Annotated in this window: 28 protein-coding genes; 27 read left to right on the forward strand and 1 reads right to left on the reverse strand. The window is 66.8% G+C overall.

From position 1 onward, the window contains the following. The first annotated feature begins 61 nt into the window (after window positions 1-61). The 10 genes from KME80_RS27670 to KME80_RS27715 all read left to right on the forward strand — a co-directional run bounded on the left by KME80_RS27670 (window position 62) and on the right by KME80_RS27715 (window position 9,090). A complete protein-coding gene (locus KME80_RS27670; RefSeq protein ID WP_246645882.1) occupies window positions 62-772 on the forward strand; it encodes a GntR family transcriptional regulator in 711 nt (236 codons plus the stop codon). 120 nt (window positions 773-892) lie between these two features. Continuing rightward, window positions 893-1,309 carry a plasmid replication, integration and excision activator gene (locus KME80_RS27675; protein WP_219509286.1) on the forward strand — a complete coding sequence of 139 codons (417 nt, stop codon included), beginning with the start codon at window positions 893-895 and terminating at the stop codon, window positions 1,307-1,309. After that, window positions 1,306-1,620: a hypothetical protein gene (locus tag KME80_RS27680; protein WP_219509287.1), complete on the forward strand. Its 315-nt coding sequence runs from the start codon at window positions 1,306-1,308 to the stop codon at window positions 1,618-1,620. The genes KME80_RS27675 and KME80_RS27680 overlap by 4 nt, the downstream gene beginning before the upstream one ends. Window positions 1,621-1,709: 89 nt before the next feature. Then, window positions 1,710-3,128: an FtsK/SpoIIIE domain-containing protein gene (locus KME80_RS27685; RefSeq protein WP_219509288.1), complete on the forward strand. Its 1,419-nt coding sequence runs from the start codon at window positions 1,710-1,712 to the stop codon at window positions 3,126-3,128. Then, window positions 3,125-3,325: a hypothetical protein gene (locus KME80_RS27690; RefSeq protein WP_219509289.1), complete on the forward strand. Its 201-nt coding sequence runs from the start codon at window positions 3,125-3,127 to the stop codon at window positions 3,323-3,325. Before KME80_RS27685 ends, KME80_RS27690 begins: the two co-directional genes overlap by 4 nt. Beyond that, window positions 3,318-3,470, forward strand: a complete 153-nt coding sequence (locus KME80_RS27695; protein WP_219509290.1) for a hypothetical protein — start codon at window positions 3,318-3,320, stop codon at window positions 3,468-3,470. The genes KME80_RS27690 and KME80_RS27695 overlap by 8 nt, the downstream gene beginning before the upstream one ends. Window positions 3,471-3,508: 38 nt before the next feature. Next, window positions 3,509-5,077, forward strand: coding sequence for a replication initiator (locus tag KME80_RS27700; RefSeq protein WP_219509315.1), 1,569 nt, complete (start codon window positions 3,509-3,511; stop codon window positions 5,075-5,077). Continuing rightward, on the forward strand, window positions 5,074-5,262 hold the full coding sequence (locus KME80_RS27705; RefSeq protein WP_219509291.1) for a helix-turn-helix transcriptional regulator: 189 nt from the start codon (window positions 5,074-5,076) through the stop codon (window positions 5,260-5,262). Before KME80_RS27700 ends, KME80_RS27705 begins: the two co-directional genes overlap by 4 nt. Further along, entirely contained in the window at window positions 5,259-6,623 is a 1,365-nt protein-coding gene (locus tag KME80_RS27710; RefSeq protein WP_219509292.1) for a tyrosine-type recombinase/integrase, read from the forward strand. Before KME80_RS27705 ends, KME80_RS27710 begins: the two co-directional genes overlap by 4 nt. Window positions 6,624-8,172: 1,549 nt before the next feature. Further along, the gene (locus KME80_RS27715; protein WP_219509293.1) at window positions 8,173-9,090 is read left to right on the forward strand and encodes a DNA-processing protein DprA; all 918 of its coding nucleotides are present in this window, start codon (window positions 8,173-8,175) and stop codon (window positions 9,088-9,090) included. Window positions 9,091-9,377: 287 nt separating this feature from the next. Here the strand turns inward: KME80_RS27715 and KME80_RS27720 are convergent, their stop codons facing one another. Continuing rightward, the gene (locus tag KME80_RS27720; RefSeq protein ID WP_219509294.1) at window positions 9,378-9,812 is read right to left on the reverse strand and encodes an NUDIX hydrolase; all 435 of its coding nucleotides are present in this window, start codon (window positions 9,810-9,812) and stop codon (window positions 9,378-9,380) included. 75 nt (window positions 9,813-9,887) lie between these two features. Between KME80_RS27720 and KME80_RS27725 the strand changes: the two genes are divergently transcribed. The 17 genes from KME80_RS27725 to KME80_RS27805 all read left to right on the forward strand — a co-directional run bounded on the left by KME80_RS27725 (window position 9,888) and on the right by KME80_RS27805 (window position 21,602). Next, window positions 9,888-10,673 carry a GntR family transcriptional regulator gene (locus tag KME80_RS27725; RefSeq protein ID WP_219509295.1) on the forward strand — a complete coding sequence of 262 codons (786 nt, stop codon included), beginning with the start codon at window positions 9,888-9,890 and terminating at the stop codon, window positions 10,671-10,673. A 258-nt stretch (window positions 10,674-10,931) separates the two neighbouring features. Next, window positions 10,932-11,324, forward strand: a complete 393-nt coding sequence (locus tag KME80_RS27730) for a WhiB family transcriptional regulator (RefSeq protein WP_219509296.1) — start codon at window positions 10,932-10,934, stop codon at window positions 11,322-11,324. Between the two features lie 32 nt (window positions 11,325-11,356). Next, a complete protein-coding gene (locus KME80_RS27735) occupies window positions 11,357-11,740 on the forward strand; it encodes an RRQRL motif-containing zinc-binding protein (protein WP_219509297.1) in 384 nt (127 codons plus the stop codon). Window positions 11,741-11,894: 154 nt separating this feature from the next. Beyond that, on the forward strand, window positions 11,895-12,785 hold the full coding sequence (locus tag KME80_RS27740; protein ID WP_219509298.1) for a DUF2637 domain-containing protein: 891 nt from the start codon (window positions 11,895-11,897) through the stop codon (window positions 12,783-12,785). Then, a complete protein-coding gene (locus KME80_RS27745) occupies window positions 12,785-13,039 on the forward strand; it encodes a hypothetical protein (protein ID WP_219509299.1) in 255 nt (84 codons plus the stop codon). The genes KME80_RS27740 and KME80_RS27745 overlap by 1 nt, the downstream gene beginning before the upstream one ends. Next, the gene (locus KME80_RS27750) at window positions 13,036-13,257 is read left to right on the forward strand and encodes a hypothetical protein (protein WP_219509300.1); all 222 of its coding nucleotides are present in this window, start codon (window positions 13,036-13,038) and stop codon (window positions 13,255-13,257) included. Before KME80_RS27745 ends, KME80_RS27750 begins: the two co-directional genes overlap by 4 nt. Further along, window positions 13,254-13,811, forward strand: a complete 558-nt coding sequence (locus KME80_RS27755; protein ID WP_219509301.1) for a TraA-like protein — start codon at window positions 13,254-13,256, stop codon at window positions 13,809-13,811. Before KME80_RS27750 ends, KME80_RS27755 begins: the two co-directional genes overlap by 4 nt. Beyond that, on the forward strand, window positions 13,811-15,862 hold the full coding sequence (locus KME80_RS27760) for a hypothetical protein (RefSeq protein WP_219509302.1): 2,052 nt from the start codon (window positions 13,811-13,813) through the stop codon (window positions 15,860-15,862). Before KME80_RS27755 ends, KME80_RS27760 begins: the two co-directional genes overlap by 1 nt. A 1-nt stretch (window position 15,863) precedes the next feature. After that, a complete protein-coding gene (locus KME80_RS27765) occupies window positions 15,864-16,364 on the forward strand; it encodes a hypothetical protein (RefSeq protein ID WP_219509303.1) in 501 nt (166 codons plus the stop codon). After that, entirely contained in the window at window positions 16,361-16,633 is a 273-nt protein-coding gene (locus tag KME80_RS27770; RefSeq protein WP_219509304.1) for a hypothetical protein, read from the forward strand. The genes KME80_RS27765 and KME80_RS27770 overlap by 4 nt, the downstream gene beginning before the upstream one ends. A gap of 264 nt (window positions 16,634-16,897) precedes the next feature. Beyond that, entirely contained in the window at window positions 16,898-17,362 is a 465-nt protein-coding gene (locus KME80_RS27775) for a single-stranded DNA-binding protein (protein WP_219509305.1), read from the forward strand. Between the two features lie 119 nt (window positions 17,363-17,481). After that, window positions 17,482-17,829 (forward strand): hypothetical protein, encoded by a 348-nt coding sequence (locus KME80_RS27780; RefSeq protein ID WP_219509306.1) that lies wholly within the window; start codon window positions 17,482-17,484, stop codon window positions 17,827-17,829. Beyond that, window positions 17,816-18,568 carry a DNA cytosine methyltransferase gene (locus KME80_RS27785; protein ID WP_246645884.1) on the forward strand — a complete coding sequence of 251 codons (753 nt, stop codon included), beginning with the start codon at window positions 17,816-17,818 and terminating at the stop codon, window positions 18,566-18,568. Before KME80_RS27780 ends, KME80_RS27785 begins: the two co-directional genes overlap by 14 nt. Then, a complete protein-coding gene (locus KME80_RS27790; RefSeq protein WP_219509307.1) occupies window positions 18,565-19,494 on the forward strand; it encodes a bifunctional DNA primase/polymerase in 930 nt (309 codons plus the stop codon). Before KME80_RS27785 ends, KME80_RS27790 begins: the two co-directional genes overlap by 4 nt. Next, the gene (locus KME80_RS27795) at window positions 19,491-20,693 is read left to right on the forward strand and encodes a DUF3631 domain-containing protein (protein WP_246645885.1); all 1,203 of its coding nucleotides are present in this window, start codon (window positions 19,491-19,493) and stop codon (window positions 20,691-20,693) included. The genes KME80_RS27790 and KME80_RS27795 overlap by 4 nt, the downstream gene beginning before the upstream one ends. Window positions 20,694-20,826: 133 nt before the next feature. Beyond that, a complete protein-coding gene (locus tag KME80_RS27800; RefSeq protein WP_219509308.1) occupies window positions 20,827-21,018 on the forward strand; it encodes a helix-turn-helix transcriptional regulator in 192 nt (63 codons plus the stop codon). Continuing rightward, window positions 21,018-21,602 carry a hypothetical protein gene (locus KME80_RS27805; RefSeq protein WP_219509309.1) on the forward strand — a complete coding sequence of 195 codons (585 nt, stop codon included), beginning with the start codon at window positions 21,018-21,020 and terminating at the stop codon, window positions 21,600-21,602. The genes KME80_RS27800 and KME80_RS27805 overlap by 1 nt, the downstream gene beginning before the upstream one ends. Window positions 21,603-21,726: the final 124 nt, after the last annotated feature.

Below are 21,726 nucleotides of genomic sequence, written 5' to 3' on the forward strand. Positions count from 1 at the left end.
GCTCAGCCGGTACTGTGCTTATGCGCACAAGTGGAAGAGTGAACGGGCGGTTGAGATGGGCATGGATTTCGCCCCACCTAAATACGCGCAGGTCATGCGGACGATTCAGGACCGCATCGAGTCGGGCGAGTACGCCCCTGGTGACATGCTGCCGTCCGAAACCCAGCTTGTACGCGAACTCGGCGTCGGCCGGACCACCGTCGTACGCGCGTTGCAGACCCTCGCCATGCAGGGATGGATCGAACGGGAGCACGGGCGCGGCTCGTTCGTCAAAGGCCGTCCACAGAGCGCGGCCGACCGGGTACGCCCCAGCCTGACGACAGCGGAGCATGGCGAGAGCCCGGATGCGGTCCTTGAGGCCGGAAGGGTTCCAGCTCCCCGCCATATCGCCCGGCTGCTGGGCGTCGCCGAGAAGACTCCCGTGGTGGTACGCAAGCGGCTCGCGCGGCAGGCCGATGTGATCTCGGCGGTAGAGACCGTCTGGGTCCCGCTGGAACACGCCCTCGGCACCGACCTGGACAAGCCCGAACCCTTGCGGCGCGGCATCCGCCAGCACCTCCAGGCCGTCAAGCACCTGCGCTTCGACCACATCACCGAGCGGATCAACGCCCGCCCGCCGACCGAGGAAGAGGCCGAACTGCTCGGCTCGTCCGGGCCGCTCCTCGGCGTGCTGGCCACTGTGCACGACCCAGCCGGCAACGCGCTGATGGTGATCAGCCTGGCCCTGCCGGGGAGCCTGCACGAGCTCGAAGATGTCTTCAAGGTGAGCTAACTCTTACCCCCCTTACCGCTTATCTACTTGTGCGGACGAGTCGCGATCACCTACTCTCAACTTATTCGGACAAGTGGACGAGCGAACGAATGGCCGTCCCCGTTGAAAGGAGGAGCATTCATGGCGATCCAAGGACCGATCCCGGTCAGCTTCGAGCAGGCGTTCCCGCACGGCTGCTTCATCGTCGGCCAGGTCGAGCAGGTCAAGAACTTCGAGGCCTCGACCGGCGGCAAGACCGTCTACGCCCGGGACAAGACGACCGGTGAGCCGATCTGGCAGATCCCGGTCATGGACGGCGACCCGAACCTCAAGGCCGGGCAGAAGACGATCGCGGTCAAGATCCTCTCTGAGACCGAGCCCGTCGCCCCGCCCGCGCTGGCCGGCCTGCCGATCGCGCCGGTCGAATTCACCGGCATGACCATCACGCCGTACGTGAACCCGGCCGGACGGCTGGCCTACTCCTACCGGGCCACCGGCATGAAGCCCGCCCGCCCGAAGCAGCAGGCCACACCAGCCGGTAGGGAGGCGGCGGCGTGAGCTCCGGGCCGTACACCTACGTCACGTTGTCGATGCGACCGGACTCCGAGCCCCGGCTGGCGATCTCGTTCTACACGCCGGGCCTGCGTGTCAGCGCCGGAATGCTGTTCAACGACCCGCGGCCGTACCTGGAGATCCGGTCGCGTGACACGGACGTGCACATCTCCACCACCGGAGCCGGGCCGGTCACCAGCGCCGACCTGGACACCGCCCGCGAGATCTTCAACGCCGCTGCTCGCTACCTGACCGACTGCGAGCGCCTGCGCGCCGAACAGTCGGCCACCGACCAGGCCACCCCCGGGGCGGCCTGACCAGTAAGGCGGGGCCGCCAGAAGCGGCAACTTCCGGCGGCCCCCTTGTTCTCCCGCGACTTCCACATCAACGAGGAGGTGTCCAGCTTATGTTCAAGCGCCTACCTGGCGACGAGGCGCGCAACCTCGTCTCCACGACCCCGGACACGGCCGTCGTCTTCCGCCCGGCCGTCGTCACCACTCCCGCCATCCTCACCCTGATCATCCTCGCCGGACGTGTCCTGGCCGGGCTGGTCCGGATGACCTGGCGACACCCCATCGCCGTGCTCGCCGTCGTCGCTCCTGGCGTGCTCACCATCCTGTACGGCTGGCAGACCGCGCTTCTGCTCACCGCACCCACCCCGGCAGGACTCGCCGCCTGGGCGCTGACCGATAGGGACTCGTTCGTCCGGCTGGTTGGGCGTCGGCTGCAAGCTTGGTGGCGGCTCATCTGGATCTACCGGCGGCACTGGCAACCCGTCATGATCGTCTCCGGTCTCGGCAGGCACATCCGGGGACGCGACTACCTGCCCCGCCTCGTCAAGGTCACCTGCACCCCGTGGGCGGACCTGGTAGCCGTGCGCATGCTCAAGGGACAGGCGGTCAAGGACTGGGCCGATCGCATCGACCACCTCGCCCAGGGCTTCGGCGCCGTCTCCTGCCGGGTCGCGCTGACTCACTCCGGGCGGCTGACACTCACCTTCCCGCGTCACGACCCCCTCTCCGTCCCGATCCCATCACGCCCGCTGCCGGACGCGGCCACCGTCGAGGCGATCGAGGTCGGCAAGCAGGAGGACGGGCGGCCGTGGCGGCTCAGGGTCCACGGCACCCATGTCCTCGTCGCCGGCGCGACCGGGGCCGGTAAGGGCTCGATTCTGTGGTCCGCGATCCGCGGGCTTCTCCCCGCCGTAGCCGAAGGCCTGGCCGAACTCTGGGCGCTGGATCCCAAGCTGATGGAACTGTCCTACGGCCGGGACCTGTTCGGGTCACGCTACGCCGCCACCCCGGAAGAGTGCGCCGACCTCCTCGACGAGGCCGTCAGCATCATGCAGAAGCGCGCCGCTCGATTCGCCGGACTCCAGCGCAACCACACGCCCACCGTCGATGACCCGTTCGTCCTGGTCGTGGTCGACGAGGTGGCGTTCCTGACCGCGTACCAGACAGACCGGCAGCTCAAGCAACGCATCTCCGGCGCGCTGGCCACCCTCACCACCCAGGGCCGCGCGGTCGGCGTCGGCGTCCTGGCAGCACTCCAGGACCCCCGCAAGGAGGTCATGAACATCCGCAACCTGTTCCCCGACAAGATCGCCCTCCGGCTGGACGAGTCGGAACAGGTGGACATGGTCCTCGGCGACGGCGCCCGCGACCGGGGAGCCCTTGCAGACCACATCTCCCCCGTCCCCGAACTCGGCGCGGGCATCGGTTACGTTCGGCTGGAGAGCAGCCCCGAACCCGTCCGGGTCCGCGCGGCCTACGTCTCCGACAACGACATCCGCGCCATGGTCGCCACCTTCGGGAGGGCGGCATGAGGATCTGCTTCCACGGCACCGCCGACGAACTCGACCTGGTGACGGGCCGCCCGCTGATGGTTCTCCTGACTGCCCGGGACCTGCCCCGCATGCGGGTCTTCGAGCTCTACCAGGCCCGCGTCCTCGCCCACCCCTACGACGGCGGGTACCGGCTGTGCGCGGAGATGGCCGAGACGGAGGTGCACCCCGATGCGTGACGTGGCCTACCTGCTGGAGGGACTGCGCTGCTCGACCTGCCAGTCCGACAACACACTCTGGCTCGACCTGGAGCCGGGCCTCGTCGAGTGCCGCGAATGCGGCCAGGGCGCGCTCATCGTCGCCGACGAAGGGGAGGAGCCGTGACCTACGATCGCGCTCTGCCCCGGGCCGAACGGCTGCGCATGCCGTGGGCGCGTGACGTCGCTCTGGAGGTCGCCAAGCAGTACGGCGTCTGCATCCGACCCGTCGCACTCAAGCGCATCGACCTCCAGACCGGGCAGAGCGAGATCATCGACGTGCCCTGCGGAGCCACGCGAGAGGCCGTCTGCCCGCCGTGCGCCAAGCGCAACCGGCAACTCCGCATGGCCCAATGCCGGGAAGGCTGGCACCTCGACCACGAACCCGCCATCACCCCGGACGAACCGAACGACGAACAACGCTGGCTGATCGAGTTCCGCGCCGACATGCAAGCCCGCCGCGACGCCGCCGAGCAGGCCAGCGAGGACACCACCGACCTGGACGCGGTCATCTCCGGTCTGGACGACGAGATCAACGCGGCCGGAATGCGCGGCCATGTCCTCGGCCGGACTACGCCCAAGCGCACCCGATCCACCCGGCGACGCCAGGACGCCCCCGACCTGCCCCGCCGCAAGATGGCCAGCACAACACTCGGCCGGACGTTCACCAGCTCGGATGGCAAGATCTACCGGCCCTCACTGTTCGTCACGCTGACCCTGCCCAGCTATGGCAAGATCCGCGACGGCGTCCCGATCGATCCCGACACCTACGACTACGCTCGGGCGGCCCGTGACGCGCTGCACTTCTCCAAGCTGGTCGATCGCTTCGTGCAGAACCTCCGCCGGGTGGCGGGCTACGACGTCCAGTACTTCGCCTCCGTGGAGCCTCAGAAGCGGCTCGCCCCACACCTGCACATGGCGATCAGGGGCACCCTGCCGCGCGCGGAGATCAAGCAGATCGCGGCGGCCACCTACCACCAAGTGTGGTGGCCCCCGGCCGACCGGGTCGTCTTCGACGGCGAACACCTGCCCGTCTGGGACAAGCAGGCCGGTTACATCGATCCGGCCACGGGCGAGCTCCTGCCCACCTGGGACGAGGCCCTCGACCAGTTCGACACCGACGACACAGCCGAACCCCTCCACGTGATCCGCTTCGGCACCCAGGTGGACGTGCAAGGCGTGCTGGCCGGCACCCCCGACGCTGACCAATGCATCCGCTACCTGTCCAAGTACCTGACCAAGTCACTCGGCGAAAGCCTCGACACCGACGACCAAGCACGCCGCGACCACGCCGCCCGCCTGGCCGAAGCCCTGCGCTACGAACCCTGCTCCCCCACCTGCGCCAACTGGCTCCGCTACGGCATCCAGCCCAAGGGAGCCAAGGCCGGGATGACCCCGGGCCGCTGCCGGGGCAAGGCCCACAAGCCCGAACACCTTGGCTACGCCGGCCGCCGCGTCCTGGTCTCCCGCAAGTGGTCCAACAAGACCCTGGCCGAACACAAGCAAGACCGCCGCACCTGGGTCCTGGAAGCCCTCGGCCAAACCGACCAACCCACAGACCCCCACCGATACGCCTGGAAGCCCGTCCCGGCCGGAGACGCCAACGTGCCACCGCTGGCCGTCCGGCTCCTCCGCACCGTGGCCGAACGCCAACGATGGCGAGCCCACATGGCCCATCTCGAAGCCCAAGCAGCGGGCCAAGATCTTCCGGCAATCGAAGGGAGGGCAGCATGAAGGACGACAAGCTGATGACGGTCCCCGAAATCCTCGACGTACTCGGCGGAATCTCGCGCCGGACGTTCTACCGCTGGCGTGAGATTGGCAAGGCACCCCAGGGCTTCAAGCTGCCCAACGGGGAGATCCGCATCTACCGCAGCGAACTCACAGCTTGGCTGGAAGACCTCCGGGAGGCGGCGTGAACACCTCCTACGACGTGAAGTTCTGGACGATCACCCGGAACGAGTCGAGCAAGACGCCGTCCTTCGTCGTCCGCTGGAAGGTCGGCGGTCGGCAGAAGTCGAAGACTCTCAGGACCAAGGCGCTCGCGGAAAGCCTCCTGTCCGACCTCCGGCAGGCGGCCAAGCGTGGCGAGCCGTTCGATATGGAGACGGGTCTCCCCCTGTCCATGTTGCAGGCCAAGAGCGCCCGTACGATCTTCGACTTCGTCCGGGCGTACATAGAGATGAAGTGGCCTCACGCGGCAGCCAAGACCCGGGACAGCATCTCGGACGCCCTCTCCACGGCGCTTCCCGCCCTCGTGAAGGACCGTCCCGGACGCCCTGACGTCGAGTCGTTGCGGACGGCCCTGCGCAAGTACGCGCTCCTTCCCGAGAGCAAGCGGCCTGCTGCTCCCCCGGACGCGGCACGGGTGATCCGCTGGCTCGAAGGCGCCTCGCTCGATCTGACTGCCCTCGGCGAGGCCAAGACCGTCCGGCTGGCGCTCGACGCCATCGCGCTTCGCCTCGACGGCAAGGCCGCCAGCGCCAACACGATCCGGCGCAAGCGAGCTGTCCTGCACGCGCTTCTGGAGTACGCCGTAGAGTTGGAAGAGCTTTCGGCAAATCCGCTGCACCGGATCAAGTGGAAGCCGACCAAGACGACCGAGACCGTCGATCCACGAATCGTGGTGAACCCTCGGCAGGCACAAGAGCTGCTGACCGCGGTGACCTACGTAGGCAGGCGGGGGCGAGGCCGGCGGCTCATGCCCCTGTTCGCCTGCATGTACTACGCGGCTCTTCGCCCCGCCGAAGCCATCGCCCTCCGCAGAGAGGACTGCGATCTTCCGGCAACCGGCTGGGGACGTTTCCTCATCGACGTATCCCGCCCTGAGGTCAACAGGCAGTGGACAGACACCTGGGACGCCCACGAAGAGCGGGGGCTGAAGCATCGTGGACGTGACGATGTGCGTCCCGTCCCCATCCCTCCGACCCTGGTGAAGATCCTCCGGCAACACATCGAGGAGTTCGGCCTTGGTCCGGACGGACGGCTCTTCCAGAGTGAGCGCGGCGGCGTCGTCGCCTCGACGGCTTACACGGAGGTCTGGCAGGAAGCCCGCAAGCTCGCCTTGACGCCCTCCCAGGCCGCCTCTCCGCTCGCCAAACGGCCGTACGACCTCCGACACGCGGCCGTCTCCCTCTGGCTCAACGCGGGCGTCTCGGCTCCCGAAGTGGCCGAGCGGGCAGGCCACAGCGTTGACGTCCTTCTGCGGGTCTACGCCAAGTGCATCGACGGCCAACAGGAGATCGCGAACCGCCGGATAGCTGACGCCTTGGCGGCCTGACGTTGTCTCTCACACACACCGAGCCCCGGATGATCTCCGGGGCTCGCTTGCGTCTCCAGGGGCACATCAACCCGCGAAAGCTCGCCCCGACCAGGGAAAACGCCCTCAAGATCATTGCGCGTATATTGCGTGACCAGCGACAAACGGCCGCTCAGGACTGCTCACGGCTGCACACCCCTGAAACGCAGAAGAGGCCCCGTAGGGCCTCTGACCTGCAGCTACTGCTGGTGGCAGGTGCAAGGTTCGAACTTGCGTAGGCTGAGCCGACGGTTTTACAGGGGATCCGCGGAGGCGCCTCTGACCTGCACCTTTGCCTTGCGAGTCGGCCAGCTTCGCACCCATTCAACGCAGCCTCTCGCCCCGGACACACCAGGTTCCGCCCGCTCCATCTTGGAGGGGCCCTGTCGAGAGTCTCATCCTTCGAAGCCACCGCAGATCAGGCGTGGTAGCTGATCTCCAACGCCTCTTCACAGGCGCTAAGTCGCTGAGCAGCAGGTCACAGGGGCAAGCCAATAGCCTTTCGAACAAACTGTCGGCCGCCATCCTTATAGTCCAGAGCCTAGAACCGCCTACCATGCCAGCGATGCAGCCGGGGGCTCTGACCGGGTTTGTCGCGCTTGGGTAGCTCACATCTCTGTCCAATCTTGCACGAAGGGCTCACACTATGAGATCAAGCATTTGCGACCAACATCATCAGCTAGGACACTCGGAGCGAGAGCGTGTCACTCTTCCGGCCTGTTCCACCCTTCACACCGGACAGCAGGGCCAATCGACTGGCGGATTACACGGTCTACAAGTACCGCGACATGGATCGCCCCCTACGGTGGCTCGATCTGCGCGGACCAGAAGAAGCGGCGCAGCAAATTCTAATGGCAGCCCCCGATCTCTGCAGGTTAGTGCCAGTTCCTTCGGAAAGGATGCAGGCGTACACACACGAGCTAGAGTTCCCAACGGGCCTGCCAAACGAGATACGGGAATTAGCCGGTTTATTAACCGAAGTGCTAAGTCTTCGAAGAAATCCCGGACTTGATTGCTCGATAGCGCTAGACTGGTACAAGGACCCGGAGTCGTCGGAGGATCCGATGCAATGGAAGAATACGCCCATCGGGGAATTGGTCTACAGGGGTAAATACTACACAGCGGGAACCTCAAGAAATCAAGCTCGCACAGATTTAGTTGACGTGTTCGCGAACTTCTTCAGACGCCATCCCTTATACAGAGATGGCGATGTAATAGTAACCGTCCCAGGCCACAAGGCGGACGGACAGAGTTTCGGCGAGAAGCTCGCCGCGGCAGTAGCGCAAAAGGTCGACAAGCCACTAGTTCAAACCGTATGCACGTCCGGCCCTAGGCCACCAGCAAAGGAAGGTGGTAGCGCTGCCGATGCCACCTTTGAGATCCCAACTACTTTGCATGGGCAGGACGTGATTGTCCTAGACGATGTATGTCGAAGTGGATCGTCGATGCGCAAGGCCGCTCTCGCAGCACGACAGTCCGGAGCGGCAAGGGTTTTTGGCCTTAGTGCCGTCCGCACCATGAGGAGCTAAGCATGTCCTACGCTGAGCACTTCACGCTCGCTCTCGCCCTCGTAGCATTCAGAGAACTTCGTACTCCATCACGGATAACGCAAGTTTTGTGCGATCACGGCCAGGAAGCATTAGTGCAGCTTTTTGATGAGCTTGACGACACGGACAGAGAATCTATTCTAGAGGAGGCATCAGCCCTTACCGAGAAAGCGATTCGCGTTACAATGTTCACCGATCCAGACTATCCAAAGTCTTTGATCAGGAAAGGGCGGCCGATAGCGCCGATTCTCTTCTACTGGGGAAATTCCGATCTCTTCCATGCACCTTCAGTCGGAATGTGCGGGTCACGATCCGCCACTCAGCTCGGATTGAAGGCAGCCCACGCTTGCGGAGAAGAGGTCACTAGACACAACATGGTAGTAGTGTCGGGCTACGCAAAGGGCGTCGATACCACAACCCATCTTGCCGCCCTCACCGCGGGAGGCAAGACTGTAGTAGTGCTAGCAGAGGGGTTCAATCACTTCCGAATAAAGAGAGTTTTCTCCGGAACGTTCGACGCAAGGCGCGTATTGGTGATATCACAGTTCCAGCCATCTCAGCGATGGACAGCCTACGCCGCCATGGCAAGGAACGGTGTAATATACGGTCTGAGTCGCGCACTGGTCGTTGTCGAAGCCGGCGAGAAAGGTGGGACTCTTGCCGCTGGACAAGGGGCAATGCGAGCTGGGCGGCCGGTTCTCGTGCTGAATTTCGGCGAGAGTACGCCTGAAGGAAATCGCATTTTGGTTGCTGCAGGTGGGCAATCAATTCGTTCTCGCGATGAACTTGGCGAAGCAATTATCGGCAACTTCAGCGTCAAAAATGACGCCGAGCAAGGGGAACTTCCCATATTCGGCGGCTCAGTCAGTGGACCGTCAGAGTCGCGCGGAGATCATCTCTGAGCATCGTCCCACCATCTCACTATCGATAAACTTTCGTTGGAGGGGATTCGTTCAAACGGGAATCACGCCCTAGAAGTGCAACTCTCCAGATCAATCGATAATCTCGATATCACGCCTTTCAAGCGCGCGAAGCTGCATGACCTTGTAGAAGTAAGGCAAGGTCGCTCATGTGCGTTGCAGCAGCGCAGCAAGCTAGCGAGTTCTCCCTGCGTATAGAGCATCTCTTACATCCACGCCAGAGAACACGGTACTTCGATATAACACGGACAAAACGGGAATAGATCGACCTAATCCCCTATAACGCGAATTCCATCATGTTCTCGGATGGAAGGCTTGCCGTCGCTGTTTAGCGCGTCAAGGACGCGCACAGCAAACGCTTGGACAGACAGCGTGCGCACCTCGTCCGCGGCCAGCCAGCGGAAGTCCTGCGACTCGTTGGTTACTGTTAGCGATCCGCCAGTGGCACGACAGCGAAAAACGAGCGCAATGATACCGCGCTTCATGTTCTTGTATACACCAGTTAGTAGCTCCGGCTCGACATCAAGGCCGGTCTCTTCCCTGATTTCGCGCCGCAATCCACTGATGATGTCCTCATTTAGCTCAAGGACGCCGCCCGGAGCTTCCCAGTGTCCGTTGTCCCGGCGCTGGATAAGCAAGGCTCTGCCCTGATCGTCCACGATGACACCAGCGACGCTCACTGAATGACGTGACTCTTGATCCATGGCCACCCTTCACGTTGGACCTAGCTAGACTCCCAAGCTAGTACACGTATGTACGAGTGGAGGAGTTGACCGGCAATGGACCTCATTCTGCCCGGCCTGGACTCAGCGTCAGACCGCCCGGTGTTCAAGCAGATCGCCGACCATCTCCGGGAGGCCATCGAGCGAGGAGACCACCTCGCGCCCGGAGACAAGGTTCCGTCTGAGGCGACACTGATGGCCCACTATGGCGTGGCACGCATGACTGTCAGAAGTGCCCTACAACTGCTCCAAAGTGAAGGGTTGACCGTTGCAGAGCACGGGCGTGGAGTGTTTGTTCGCTCGCGTCCACCAGTTCGCCGGCTGGCGTCCGACCGCTTCGCTCGACGTCACCGGGATCGAGGGAAAGCGGCCTTCATCGTGGAGACGGAGGAAGCGGGAGGCAAGCCTTCGGTTGACTCAATTCAGATCACCGAGGAGCACCCTTCGTCCGACGTGGCGGAGCGACTAGGTCTCACCACGCGGGACAAGGTCGTAGTACGCTCCCGCCGCTACTTGATCAACGGCCATCCCGTGGAGACGGCCGTCTCCTACCTGCCTGCGGCAATCGCTGGGGGGACACGGATCGCTGAGCCCGACACAGGGCCAGGAGGCATCTACGCCCGCCTGGAGGAGATGGGCTATCGGTTGGACCACTTCGACGAAGAGATCAAGGCCCGGATGCCACTGCGCGAGGAGGCCAAGGCCCTGAAGCTTGCGCCCGGAACGCCGGTCTTCCACCTCGTTCGAACAGCTTTTGCCGAGGATGGTAGACCCGTCGAGGTCTGCGACACCGTGATGTCGAGCGATGCCTACGTGCTCGCTTACCAACTTCCTGCAAGGTAGTACTTGACTCCTCTAGACGAGTTTGAGATACCTGAATCAGAGCTCCTCTAGTCGAGTAGACGCCTAGATGAGATCGAAGCGACAGCCCGGAAGACCGGGGAAGGTGGCTCATGCCGCACGCCGACGGGGCTGTAGCGCCTGCTGCTTGCCACAACTTCATTCGGGTCACCGCCTCCCACCGAAAAGGCGGCTCGTGTGGGGCTGTTCCTCGCACCTCATGCTCACTGCTTCGAGACGCACGCCCCGAAGGGATTCGCTATGGAGCTGCCTCGATCGTTCACCGTGCACGATCGCGCCTACGACCAGGCGCAATCCCGGCTGGTCCGGGAAGCCGCCCGCGGTTATCAGGCGTTGCTGGCCTCGATCGTCGAGGGCATGCCGCGTCACCTGGCCGAGGAGGCCGCCTGCCGGTTCGATCCGGACCTGCACGCCGGCCCCGACGCTTTCACCGAGGAACCCGCCGACGCCCGAGCCGCCCGCGAGCAGGTCGCCCGTGAGGTGTGCGCCGAGTGCCCGGTGTGGGCCTCCTGCCTGTTCTACGCCCTCGACGCGCGCCCCGAGGCGGGCGTGTGGGCGGGCCTGACCCCTGACGAGCTCGACGCGTTCGGCGGACAGGGCGCCTCGACGCCCACGCCGCGCGAAGCGGCCTGACGGCTCCCCACCGGAAAGTCGGTGATGGACTCATGAGCCGCATCCGCGCCCGCTTCTGGGACCCGACCGGCCAGCGCTACGCACTGCCGACGTGGCCGTGGCAGATGGCGCCGCCGCACCTGCTCACCCTGCGACAGCTCACCGCCGCCGGACTTCGGCCCGGCGGACAGGACGTGCAGGGTCAAGTGTTGTGGTGCTCGCGCCGCTACCGCGCCCGCGGTGGCGTCCGGGTCGCCTTCCTGTATGACGTGCGGCTGGCCCTGCCGAAGCGCGTCCCGACCGTCCGGCAGCGTGCCGCGCTGGCCAAGGCGAATGCCGTCCGCCGGACCTGCCCCGAGTGCCTGCGCGATGTCGGCTACGTGCTGTCGCGCCGACTCGGCACCTGTAACGACTGCGCCGAGCAGGCCGCCGCCTGACCGCGCCACCGTCCACCTCGTCAGCGGTCCCCGGCCAGTGGTCGCAACACCGGTCGGGGACCTCAATCCGTCCCCGCATTCAAGGGAGATCCAGACTGTGAATCCGAACCCTACCGAGCCGGCCGACCCGCCTCCCGCCCCGCCTCATGGCGCGATGGCCGCGGGTCTGGCCACGCGCCGGGTCGCCATCGCCGTCGTATCGGTGATCGCCGCGGTGGCCGCCTACGTCAGCTTCCGCCATCAGCACGGCCTGGCCGTGACGGCAGGCGAGCCGACCGCCACGGCGTGGACGCTGCCCGTCCTGATCGACGGCGTGATCATCATGGGATCGCTCGTCATGCTCGACGCCTCCCGCCGGGGTGACAAGGCGCCGTGGCTGGCCCGCCTCGCGCTGATCGCCGGCGCAGTCGCCACCCTCGCGGCGAACGTCGCGCACGGCTGGTCCGGTGGCCTGGCATCCAGCCTGATCAGCGCGGTTGCGCCGATCGTGCTCGTGGTCGCCTATGAGCTGCTGATGGGCATGCTGCGCCGCATCCCGCGCCCGGCCACCGTACCCCCCGTGGAGACCTGGCCCGAGCCGGTCGAGGACCACACCCACCGCGAGGCCGCCGAGCCGGTCGAACCGACGCCGGTCGTGGCCGGCACGGTCGAGGAAGCCGCCCGCCTGGCCTACGGGGCGAGCGTGCTCGCGCGTGAGCCGCTGTCGGAACGCAAACTGTCCGACCGGTTCAAGCTCACCCGTACCGCGGCCCGGACCATCATCGGCGACCTGGTTGACGAGCTGGTCGCGACCACACTGCGGATGCAGGGCAAGCCGCCGCACCCGGACCACCTGATCGCCCGGTTCGGCATCACCGAGCGGCGCGCGGTCGAGCTCATCAACGCTCGGCTGGCCGACCGGCCCGCCGAGACGGTCGAGGACGTCGAGACGGTCGTCGAGGAATCCGAAGAGGCTCCCGCCGTCCGCTGGGGCGACCGCGTGATCCCCGTGCACCAGGAAGCGCCCGCCCTCATGGCCGGCAACGGCGTTGGGGGTGAGGTGTGATGGCCCGCGGTAAGTTCGCGCCGCGTCGCCGGCCCGGCCCCGACTTCGGCAGCGTGCTCGTGATGGTTGCGGTCGTGGGCCTGGCCTGGCTGCTGCTCGGCTGGTCGCCGGTCGGCTTCGGGCTGACGCTCGCCTGCGTCGTGATCGTCCTGACCGCCGTCGAGGCCGTCGTGTTCCCGCGGCGGCGCCGGCCGACTGCCCGTTTGACCCGCCGGGAAGCGCGCCGGGCCGATAGGCGAGGTGCGCGCCGATGAACAGCAGCGACGATATCGCCACCCTCGCGCGGGTGGTGGTGATGCTCGCGGTTGCCTACGTGCTGGCCGCGCTGACCCTGCTCGGTCACGTGATCGTCCTGGTGGCCGGCGCGATCGACGCGCTGGCCACCTCGTACGTGGGCCTGCCCCGGCTGTCCTGCCTGCTGCACCGCTTCGCCGAGGTGGTGCGGGAGACCGCACGAGAGGAGGGGCCATGACCTTCACCGGAAACGAGGCGCACCACAACGACCAGACGTACGTGCTGCCTGGCCAGGGAGGACGACGCATGAGTGGCGACAACGGCGTGTTCATCAACGAGGAACGCGGGCATGGTGGCCGCGCGGCCGGTTCCAGCACCTCGAACGGCGCGGCGCCGCGTCACGCGTCCGCGTCGTCATCCGGCCGCGGACGTATCCCGGAACTGTCCACGATCCCGTGGGCGGGGCCTCGCGCCATCACCGACTACGCCCGCACCGGCCGCGCCTTGTGCCGGGACCTGGGCGAAGAGTTCGCGATGGGCTCGGACGAGCTGTATGCGGTCCTGATCCGCTCGTTCAAGGGTCACCCGCTGCTGGCCATGATCGGCGCTCCGGATGTGCGTCGGCGTGCCAAGCGGGTCGTCAAGCGGCTCAAGCGCGCCGCCGAGCTGCAGCGCGGTGCGGGGGTGGAGCTGGTGAAGTTCCACGCCCAGTTCCGCAAGGAATTCGTGGACATCCTGCCCAAGGCCAAACCCGAGCAGCGTCCCTCTACCTTCCGATGGGATGACGACTGATGCCCGGACGCACCACGAGCGGTCGCGAGCTCGCCACCGCCACGATCGAAGAATCCAGCATGGCCAAGGTCGCCGCCAAGGGCGTGTCCAAGCTGCTCACCCTGGTCACCCCGTGGATCGTCGGCCTGTTCGGCTTCGGCCTGGCCGCCGCTCTGCACTTCATCCTCTACAGCCCTGCATCCATCGGTGCCTGGTCGAGCGTGGTCACCGTCTGCGTGATCATCTTGACCGGCGTCACCTACGGCACCTCGCACGCCCGCGGCCCGTGGGGCAAGACCCACACCACCGCCTCGACGCTCCTGGCCGGCGTCTGGACCGTGGCCGTGGTCAATCTCGGACCCGGCCACCCGGTGCTGTGGCGGCTCGGCGTGCTCGGCGGCATCACCATGGCCCTGACATGGAACATCCGCTCGGTGATCCGGCTCAAGGGCTGGGACGAGCCCGGCACCGCCACCGACCCGCTGTCGTTCCTGTTCGGCCGTGGAGCCGAGCGGGCCGGCATGAAGGAAGTCGAGGCCCGTACCGTCAAGGCGACCGCCCACAAGGTCGAGGGCGAGGTGCAGCTTGAACACGGCCGACACACCGCCGATGACCTGCAGAAGAAGGTCGCCTACATCGAGTCCGGCATCCCGCTGCCTCCCGGCTCCATCACCACCGCGATCGACCCGGACGACGCTTCCAAGGCCAAGGTCACCATCAGCGACCCGCGAGTGATAAAGCGCCCAATTCCCTGGCCCGGCGCCTCCCGCCCCGGCGCCTCGGTCGCCGAGCCGGTACGGGCCGGTCTGTGGCAAGACCTCGACGAGCTCGAATACACGCTGGTGGGGCACCACCTACAGGTGATGGGGCAGACCGGTTCCGGTAAGAGCATCGGCGGCGCCTGGAACCTGCTCGGCGAGCTCATCACCCGCTACGACGTCGCCGTTTTCGCCGGCGACATCACCAAGGGGGATCAGACGCTCGGCCCGCTGCGTGAAGCTCTGCATCGGTTCGAGACCAGCAAGGCCAGCGTTAAGGCGATGCTCGCGGACCTACAGGCCCAGATCAAGCCGCGTACCAACTACCTGGCTTCCAAGGGGCTGCAGAAGTGGGTCAAGGGCTGCGGCCTGACGTACTGGGTGCTGTGGCTGGAGGAGTTCCCGGACATCTTCGACGCGCTCACCGACGCCGAGCAGGAGAAGTTCCTTTCCATGCTCAAAGCGATCCGCTCAGCCGGCGGCACGATCGTCATGTCGTTGCAGCGTTCGGACTACTCCCAGATGCCCACGCTCGCCCGCGGCCAGTTGGCGAAGATGTGCTTCGGCGTGGACTCCCCGGCCGACGCCTCGTTCGGTCTGTCGGAACGGCAACAGGACGCCGGTGCCCGCCCGGAGCTGTGGACCAACGCCCAACCCGGGATGGCCTACCTGGATGCCCCGTCGATCCCGGACGGGCGGATCGCGATGCCGCTGCGCACGTTCGCGTGGGGCATGAAGGGCTACCGCTTCGACGACGAGGCCGCCAACGCGGCGATGCGGGAGCACGCGGCCCGCTGGCCGGCGGCTGGCAAGAAGGTGGACCCGACTACGGCCCGCTTGTCGGTGCTGGCCGGCGGCACGCACCCGCGCGCCACCTGGCCCGTCGAGCTGGAGGAGCCCCGCGACGCCGAACCCGAGCAGAACGAGGATGAGGAGGACGTGCGGAACGTGGCCGCTGAATACCTGGCCACCGACGATCCCGATCCGGACGTCGCCGGCGACCTCGATGACGAGATCCCCGATCTGCCGGACGGACAACCGCCGCTCACGTTCGCCCCGCCCGAGCAGAGCATGACCCCCCAACAGCGCGGACAAGCGCTTATGGGGTGGCTGCAAGAGCTGTGGGACGAGGGCGCCCGCGATTTCTCCTCCGGCGACCTCAAGCCGCTGTGGCAGAGCACGGACATGTCCCGCGCGTGGTGCCAGAAGCAGCTCAAGCGGCTACTCGCGGCCGGCGTGCTCGGCGGCTACGACGACGAAGCGCAGCGCTACCTGATGCCCGACCGACCCGAGATCGGACAGGAGGCGGCCTGACATGGACCCGCTGCGCTTCGCCCCCGCCCAGTGGCGCACCCTGCGCTACCTGAACACCTATGCCGCCAGCGCGGCACGCGTCGGCTTCCGCGCCTCTCAGATCTGGGAACGCACCGGCGTCACCCGCGACGAGCTCGTGGAGCTGGCCAGCCTCGGTTACATCGCCGGCCGCCTGCACGGCAGGAACACTCCGCCCGCCCCGGGCATCGCCATCACCGCCCGGGGCAACCCGAAACTGCGCATCCACCTCACCAAGCCCGGCATGAAGGCGGCACGCGAGCTCGCGCCCGCCTGGCGCGTCGTCGAGCTGCTGCGCGACCGCCACCCCCTGACGGCCGACGACGTCGAGCACGACGCCGGCGCGGCAAGCGAGACGCTGACCCGCCTCGACAAGCTCGGCTTCCTGCACCAGGAGGTCAACGAGCAGGGCCAGGCGATGCTCTCGCTCACGCAGAAAGGCCGCCAGTACGCCGAACCGTACAGCGGAGGAGACACCGCATGACGCTCTGCATCCTGGCCCTGGCCACGGCGCTCACGCTGGCACCCACCTACCACCCGCCGGCATCCTCCATCGACCCGCCCGGCGTCGTGATGGGCGTCAAGTACCCGAGCCGCGGCATGCCGTCGCTGATGGTCGGCGTGCTCGACACGTTCCGCACCTACGAGCGGACCGTCACACCCGCACAGGTAGGAGCATGCACCCGCTGGCCGCACATGGCCTACCCGGCGTGCCTGTCCTCACCAACCCGGACGGACCATCGCCCGTCCTGACCCGCGCACGGCTGCGCGTGAGTGCGAGCGCCAACCCTTTTCGATCTTCCTGCCATGGGTGCCACGCGAGGGGTGCCACACCCCTGCCACGCCCGGTGCCACGGGGGTGCCACAGGGGGTGCCACGGCAGGTGCCACGCTCCGTGGCACCCCTTCTGACCTGTAACCCTCCCCCCGACCCCCCGCCCGTGGCAGCGCGGGGGTGCCACGCCCTGCCCCGAACCTCTTCACCGCTCTTTCGACGATCTCGGAAGGAAGGCCCGCCATGTCCGGCGAGACCACGATCACCATCATCGGCAACCTGACCGACGACCCCAAGCTCAACTACACGCAGAACGGCGTGGGGGTGGCCGGCTTCACCATCGCTTCCAGTGCCCGCGCCTACGACAAGAGCGTGGAGCAGTGGAAGGACGGAGAGGTGCTGTTCATGCGCTGCTCGGCCTGGCGCGACCTCGCAGACCACATCGCCGAGTCGCTGACCAAGGGCACCCGTGTCATCGCCTCCGGCCGCCTGCGCCAGCGCACCTACGAAACCAGCGACGGCGACCGCCGAACGGTCATGGAGATGACCGTAGACGAGATCGGCCCGAGCCTGCGCTTCGCCACCGCCAAACCGCACAAGGCCGCCCGCACCGGCGGCAACGGCCACGCCAGCGGGTTCAACGCCGGGTCCGACGACCCGTGGGCCAGCACCGTACCCACCAACTCCGGCGACAGGCCGCCGTTCTAACCCTCCATGCAATGCATGCGCGACGTGAAAGGCATGCGGCCTCGACGACAAGCCGCCAAGCACAACCGTCGAGGCCGCCCGCCCTCTCCCCGAACACGAGAAGGAAGGCACCTGCCAGCATGACAGTCACCCGCACCCGCAACCAGACCCGCCGGCGTGGCCGCGCCCCGGCACCACCCCCACCGCCCGCCGTCCCGACCCGCGCCGCCGACCTGCGTCCGGGACACGCGGTCCGCATCGCCGGATACGGCACCCTGCCCGTGGCCGCCGAGCCCAGCCCGGTCCTCCTGCCACTGGTGGCCATCCGCCTCGGTTGGGCGGGCCTGTCCCTGATCGTCCACCCGGCCACCCCCTTGGACGCCCTCACCCACGTCCCCGCTCAGGTCGTGCGGGTCTGGCGGTGCCGCCACTGCGACGGCACCGGCCAGTGGCAACCCGAAAGGACGGCGTCCAATGGGTGGCGTTGACAGCAAGATCAACAGAGGGCGTTCCTTGCTCCTCCCGGCGGGCACGCCGAGCAGGCCGCGCCTGCTGGATCTGTACTGCTGCGCCGGCGGCGCCGCCACCGGCTACCGGCACGCCGGGTTCGACGTGCTCGGCGTGGACATCGCGCCTCAGCCGCACTACCCCTACCCGTTCCTGCAGGCCGACGTGCTGACGCTGGACCCGGCATGGATCGCCACCTTCGACGTGGTGCACGCCTCGCCGCCCTGCCAGCGCTACACCCGCCTACGCCACCGCTACACCTGCAACAGCCACCCAGATCTGATCGCCCCGACCCGCGCCCTGCTGCACACGGCGGGCCGACCGTACGTGATCGAGAACGTCGAGGACGCCAAACACCTGCTGCATGAACCGGTGATGCTGTGCGGGCTGATGTTCCCCGGTCTGCGGGTCTTCCGGCACCGCTACTTCGAGGTCGGCGGGTTCACCCTCGACCGGCCCGCCCACCGCAGTCATCGGGGCGTGCGCTGCCACACCCTCGACAAGCGCAAGGCCCACTACGGCAGCACCGACCAGTGGCGCGACTTCGTCATGGTCAACGGCGGTGGCAACAGCACCGTCGCAGCCGCCGCGGACGCCATGGGCATGACCGGCCGCGAGCTCACCAAACAGGAGCTCAACGAGGCCATCCCGCCCGCCTACACCCACCACATCGGCTTGGCACTCCGAGCCCACCTCGACGCCCTCGGGGAGGCGGCATGACCAGCGCCACCACCCGCGCCGCCCTGCACGCCGCCGCCCGCGGCTGGCACGTCTTCCCCCTCACCCCGCACGGCAAGAAACCGCTGCGCGGCTTCACCGACTGGGAGCGCCACGCCACCACCGACCCCGGCCGCATCGCCGCATTCTGGGCACAAGCACCGTTCAACATCGGCATCGCATGCGGCCCCTCGAAACTGGTCGTGATCGACCTCGACCTGCCCAAGCTCGGCGAGCAGCCGCCCGCCGAGCACGCCCGCGACGGCGTGACCTGTGGGCAGGAGGTTTTCCGCCTTCTGTGCGAGCGCCGCGGCCAGCCGTATCCCGGCGACACGCTGACTGTACGCACCCGGCGCGGCGGCCTGCACCTGTACTACACCGCCCCAAAGGCCGTACGGCTACGCAACACCGCAGGCCACAAGGGCGGGCTCGGCTGGCTGATCGATACCCGCGCCCACGGCGGCTACGTCGTGGCCGCCGGCAGCTACGTTCGCCAGCGCGACGGCACCGGCCCCTACGAGGTCATCCGCGACGCGCCGCCGGCGCCGCTTCCGGCCTGGCTCACCGAGGCACTAACCCCGGCGCCGCCACCCGCCCCGTCCAGCGACCTGCTCGGCAACCTGCCCGACCACCGGCTGAGCAAGTACGGCGAGACCGCCCTACGCTCCGAGGCCGACCGCGTAGCCAGCGCACCCGGCGGAAGCCGCAACTACGCGCTCAACCTGGCCGCCTTCAACCTCGGACAGCTCGTCGTCCGTCGCGTGCTGCCCGAGCAGGTGGTTACCACCGCACTCACCCGCGCCGCCGAGCTCGCCAACCACCGCCACCCCGAGCTATCGCCGAACTCTCCCCGTGAGATCGCCGCTGTCATCACCTCTGGCCTACGAGCCGGGATGACAGCCCAACCGCGCCGCCGCAAGGCCGCATGAGCACCACCGAGGGAGAACCGACCATGAATCACCGAACGCCCGCCGGCGCGGCCCTACTCGACCGACTCCGCGCTGCCCTGACCCGCTACGTCATCCTGCCGAGCAGCGAGGCCGCCGATGCCGTCACGCTGTGGATCGCGGCCACCCACGGTCAACCGGCGTGGGCGCACGCGCCTCGCCTGGTGATTCGCGGCCCGGAGAAGCGGTGCGGCAAGTCCCGCCTGCTCGACATCGTCGAGGCCACCTGTCACCAGCCGTTCATCACGGTCAATTCGAGCTCTGCGGCGGTCTACCGGTCCATTACCGACGACCCGCCGACCATGCTCGTGGACGAGGCTGACACCATATTTGGCCCCAAGGCAGACGGCAACGAGGACCTACGCGGCCTGCTCAACGCCGGACACCAGCGCAACCGGCCGGCCAAACGCTACGACGCCGCCACCAACCGCGTCGAGAGCATTCCAACCTTCGCCATGGCCGCACTCGCCGGCATCGGCGCCATGCCCGACACCATCGAAGACCGCGCCGTGGTGATCCGCATGCGTCGGCGCGCACCCGGCGAAAGCGCCGCACCATACCGGCACCGCCGCGACCGCACCCCCCTACGCGGCTTGGCCGCCGATCTCAACCAGTGGCTACGTGCCGACCTGAGCAGCCTGGAGGAGGCGGAACCCGCCATGCCCGTCGAGGACCGCGCCGCCGACACCTGGGAACCCCTCGTGATCGTCGCCGATCACGCCGGCGACACCTGGCCCGAGCGCGCCCGAATGGCCGCCGTGACCCTGACCGCCGAAGCTGACGACAACGACCAGAGTTCGGCGCGCGTACGTCTGCTGGCCGCCTGCCGTACCGCATTCGGCACCGACACCGCACTGCCCACCGCGAGCCTTCTGGAACGGCTCAAGGCCGACCCCGAAGGCGAATGGAACGACCACGGCCCCGCCGGGCTGACTGCGATGAAGCTTGGCACGATGCTCCGCGAGTACGACATCCGCCCGGCCATGATCCGCTTCCTTGATGGCCCACTCAGGGGGTATCGCCGCAGCGACTTCGCCGACGCATGGGCGCGCTACTGCCCGGCCGCCGAACCCCTCCCTGAGGCAGTCATCTTGCCTCTGGAGCGGGGAAGCCACAACAGCCGTTACAGCCGTAACACCGCAGGTCACGACGATACGGCTTCCGGCCCTGTTACGGCTTAGGCGTAACACCCCGACAAGCCGTATCAACCCTGACCAGCAATGTTACGGCTGTAACGGGTTGATACGGCTACCCCCTCCCATTCGGACATCCGCACCCCGTAGCGATCACGAAAACCCGGAAGGACACACGCTCATGGCGACCACCGCAGGCAAGCCCATGACCGTTGCCGACTTCTGCGCCGAGCTGGGCATTGCCCGCTCCACCTTCTATGACTGGCGTGCCAAAGGCCGTGCCCCGCGCTGCCTCAAGTTGCCCAACGGCGACCTGCGCATCCGCCGCATCGACTACGACCGCTGGTTGACGAGCCTTGAGGATGCAGCCTGATGGATACCAGCTACGACGTTCGCATATGGAAAATCGAGGTTTACAAAGGTGCCGAGGTCAGCACCTACACCGTCCGCTGGCGCGTGGCCAAAGCGGCTTTCAGAGCGCCGTTCCGGCTCAAGGCCCAAGCGGAAAGCTTCAAGGCGGAACTCACGGTCGCCGCGAACAAGGGGGAAGCATTCAGCGTCGAAGACGGACGACCGCTCTCATGGAAGCGTGACGAACAGTCCGTTAGCTGGTTCACGCTGGTCTGCGCCTACATGGATGCCAAATGGCCATACGCATCGGGCAACCACCGCAAGAGCATCGCCGAAGCTCTCACCGACGCGACCGAAGCACTCTCGGCAGGGGACAACGGGCGACCTGATCTAAAGGAGCTTCGAGCCGCCCTGCGTGGCTGGATATTCAGCACGCGCACACGGGATGGCGAGAAGAGACTACGCAAGGACCAGAACCCCGTGATCCGCTGGCTTGTCCCTCCTGCCCACATTGAGCACGTGATCCGATGGCTACAGACCAACACGATCGACGTTCACGAGCTGACACAGCCAAAGCGGGGCGCCGACCTCACCCGCTCAGTCTGAGCTTGCTCCGCTCCGACGGACACCATCGTTGTGGTGGTCAGGCCGCTGCGACTGCCTCGTAGTCGGCGGGGCTACGGTAGCCCAGGCTGCTGTGCAGGCGGTGCAGGTTGTACCAGCCCTCGAT

The organism is Nonomuraea ceibae, from assembly GCF_019396325.1.
GTDB lineage: Bacteria > Actinomycetota > Actinomycetes > Streptosporangiales > Streptosporangiaceae > Nonomuraea > Nonomuraea ceibae.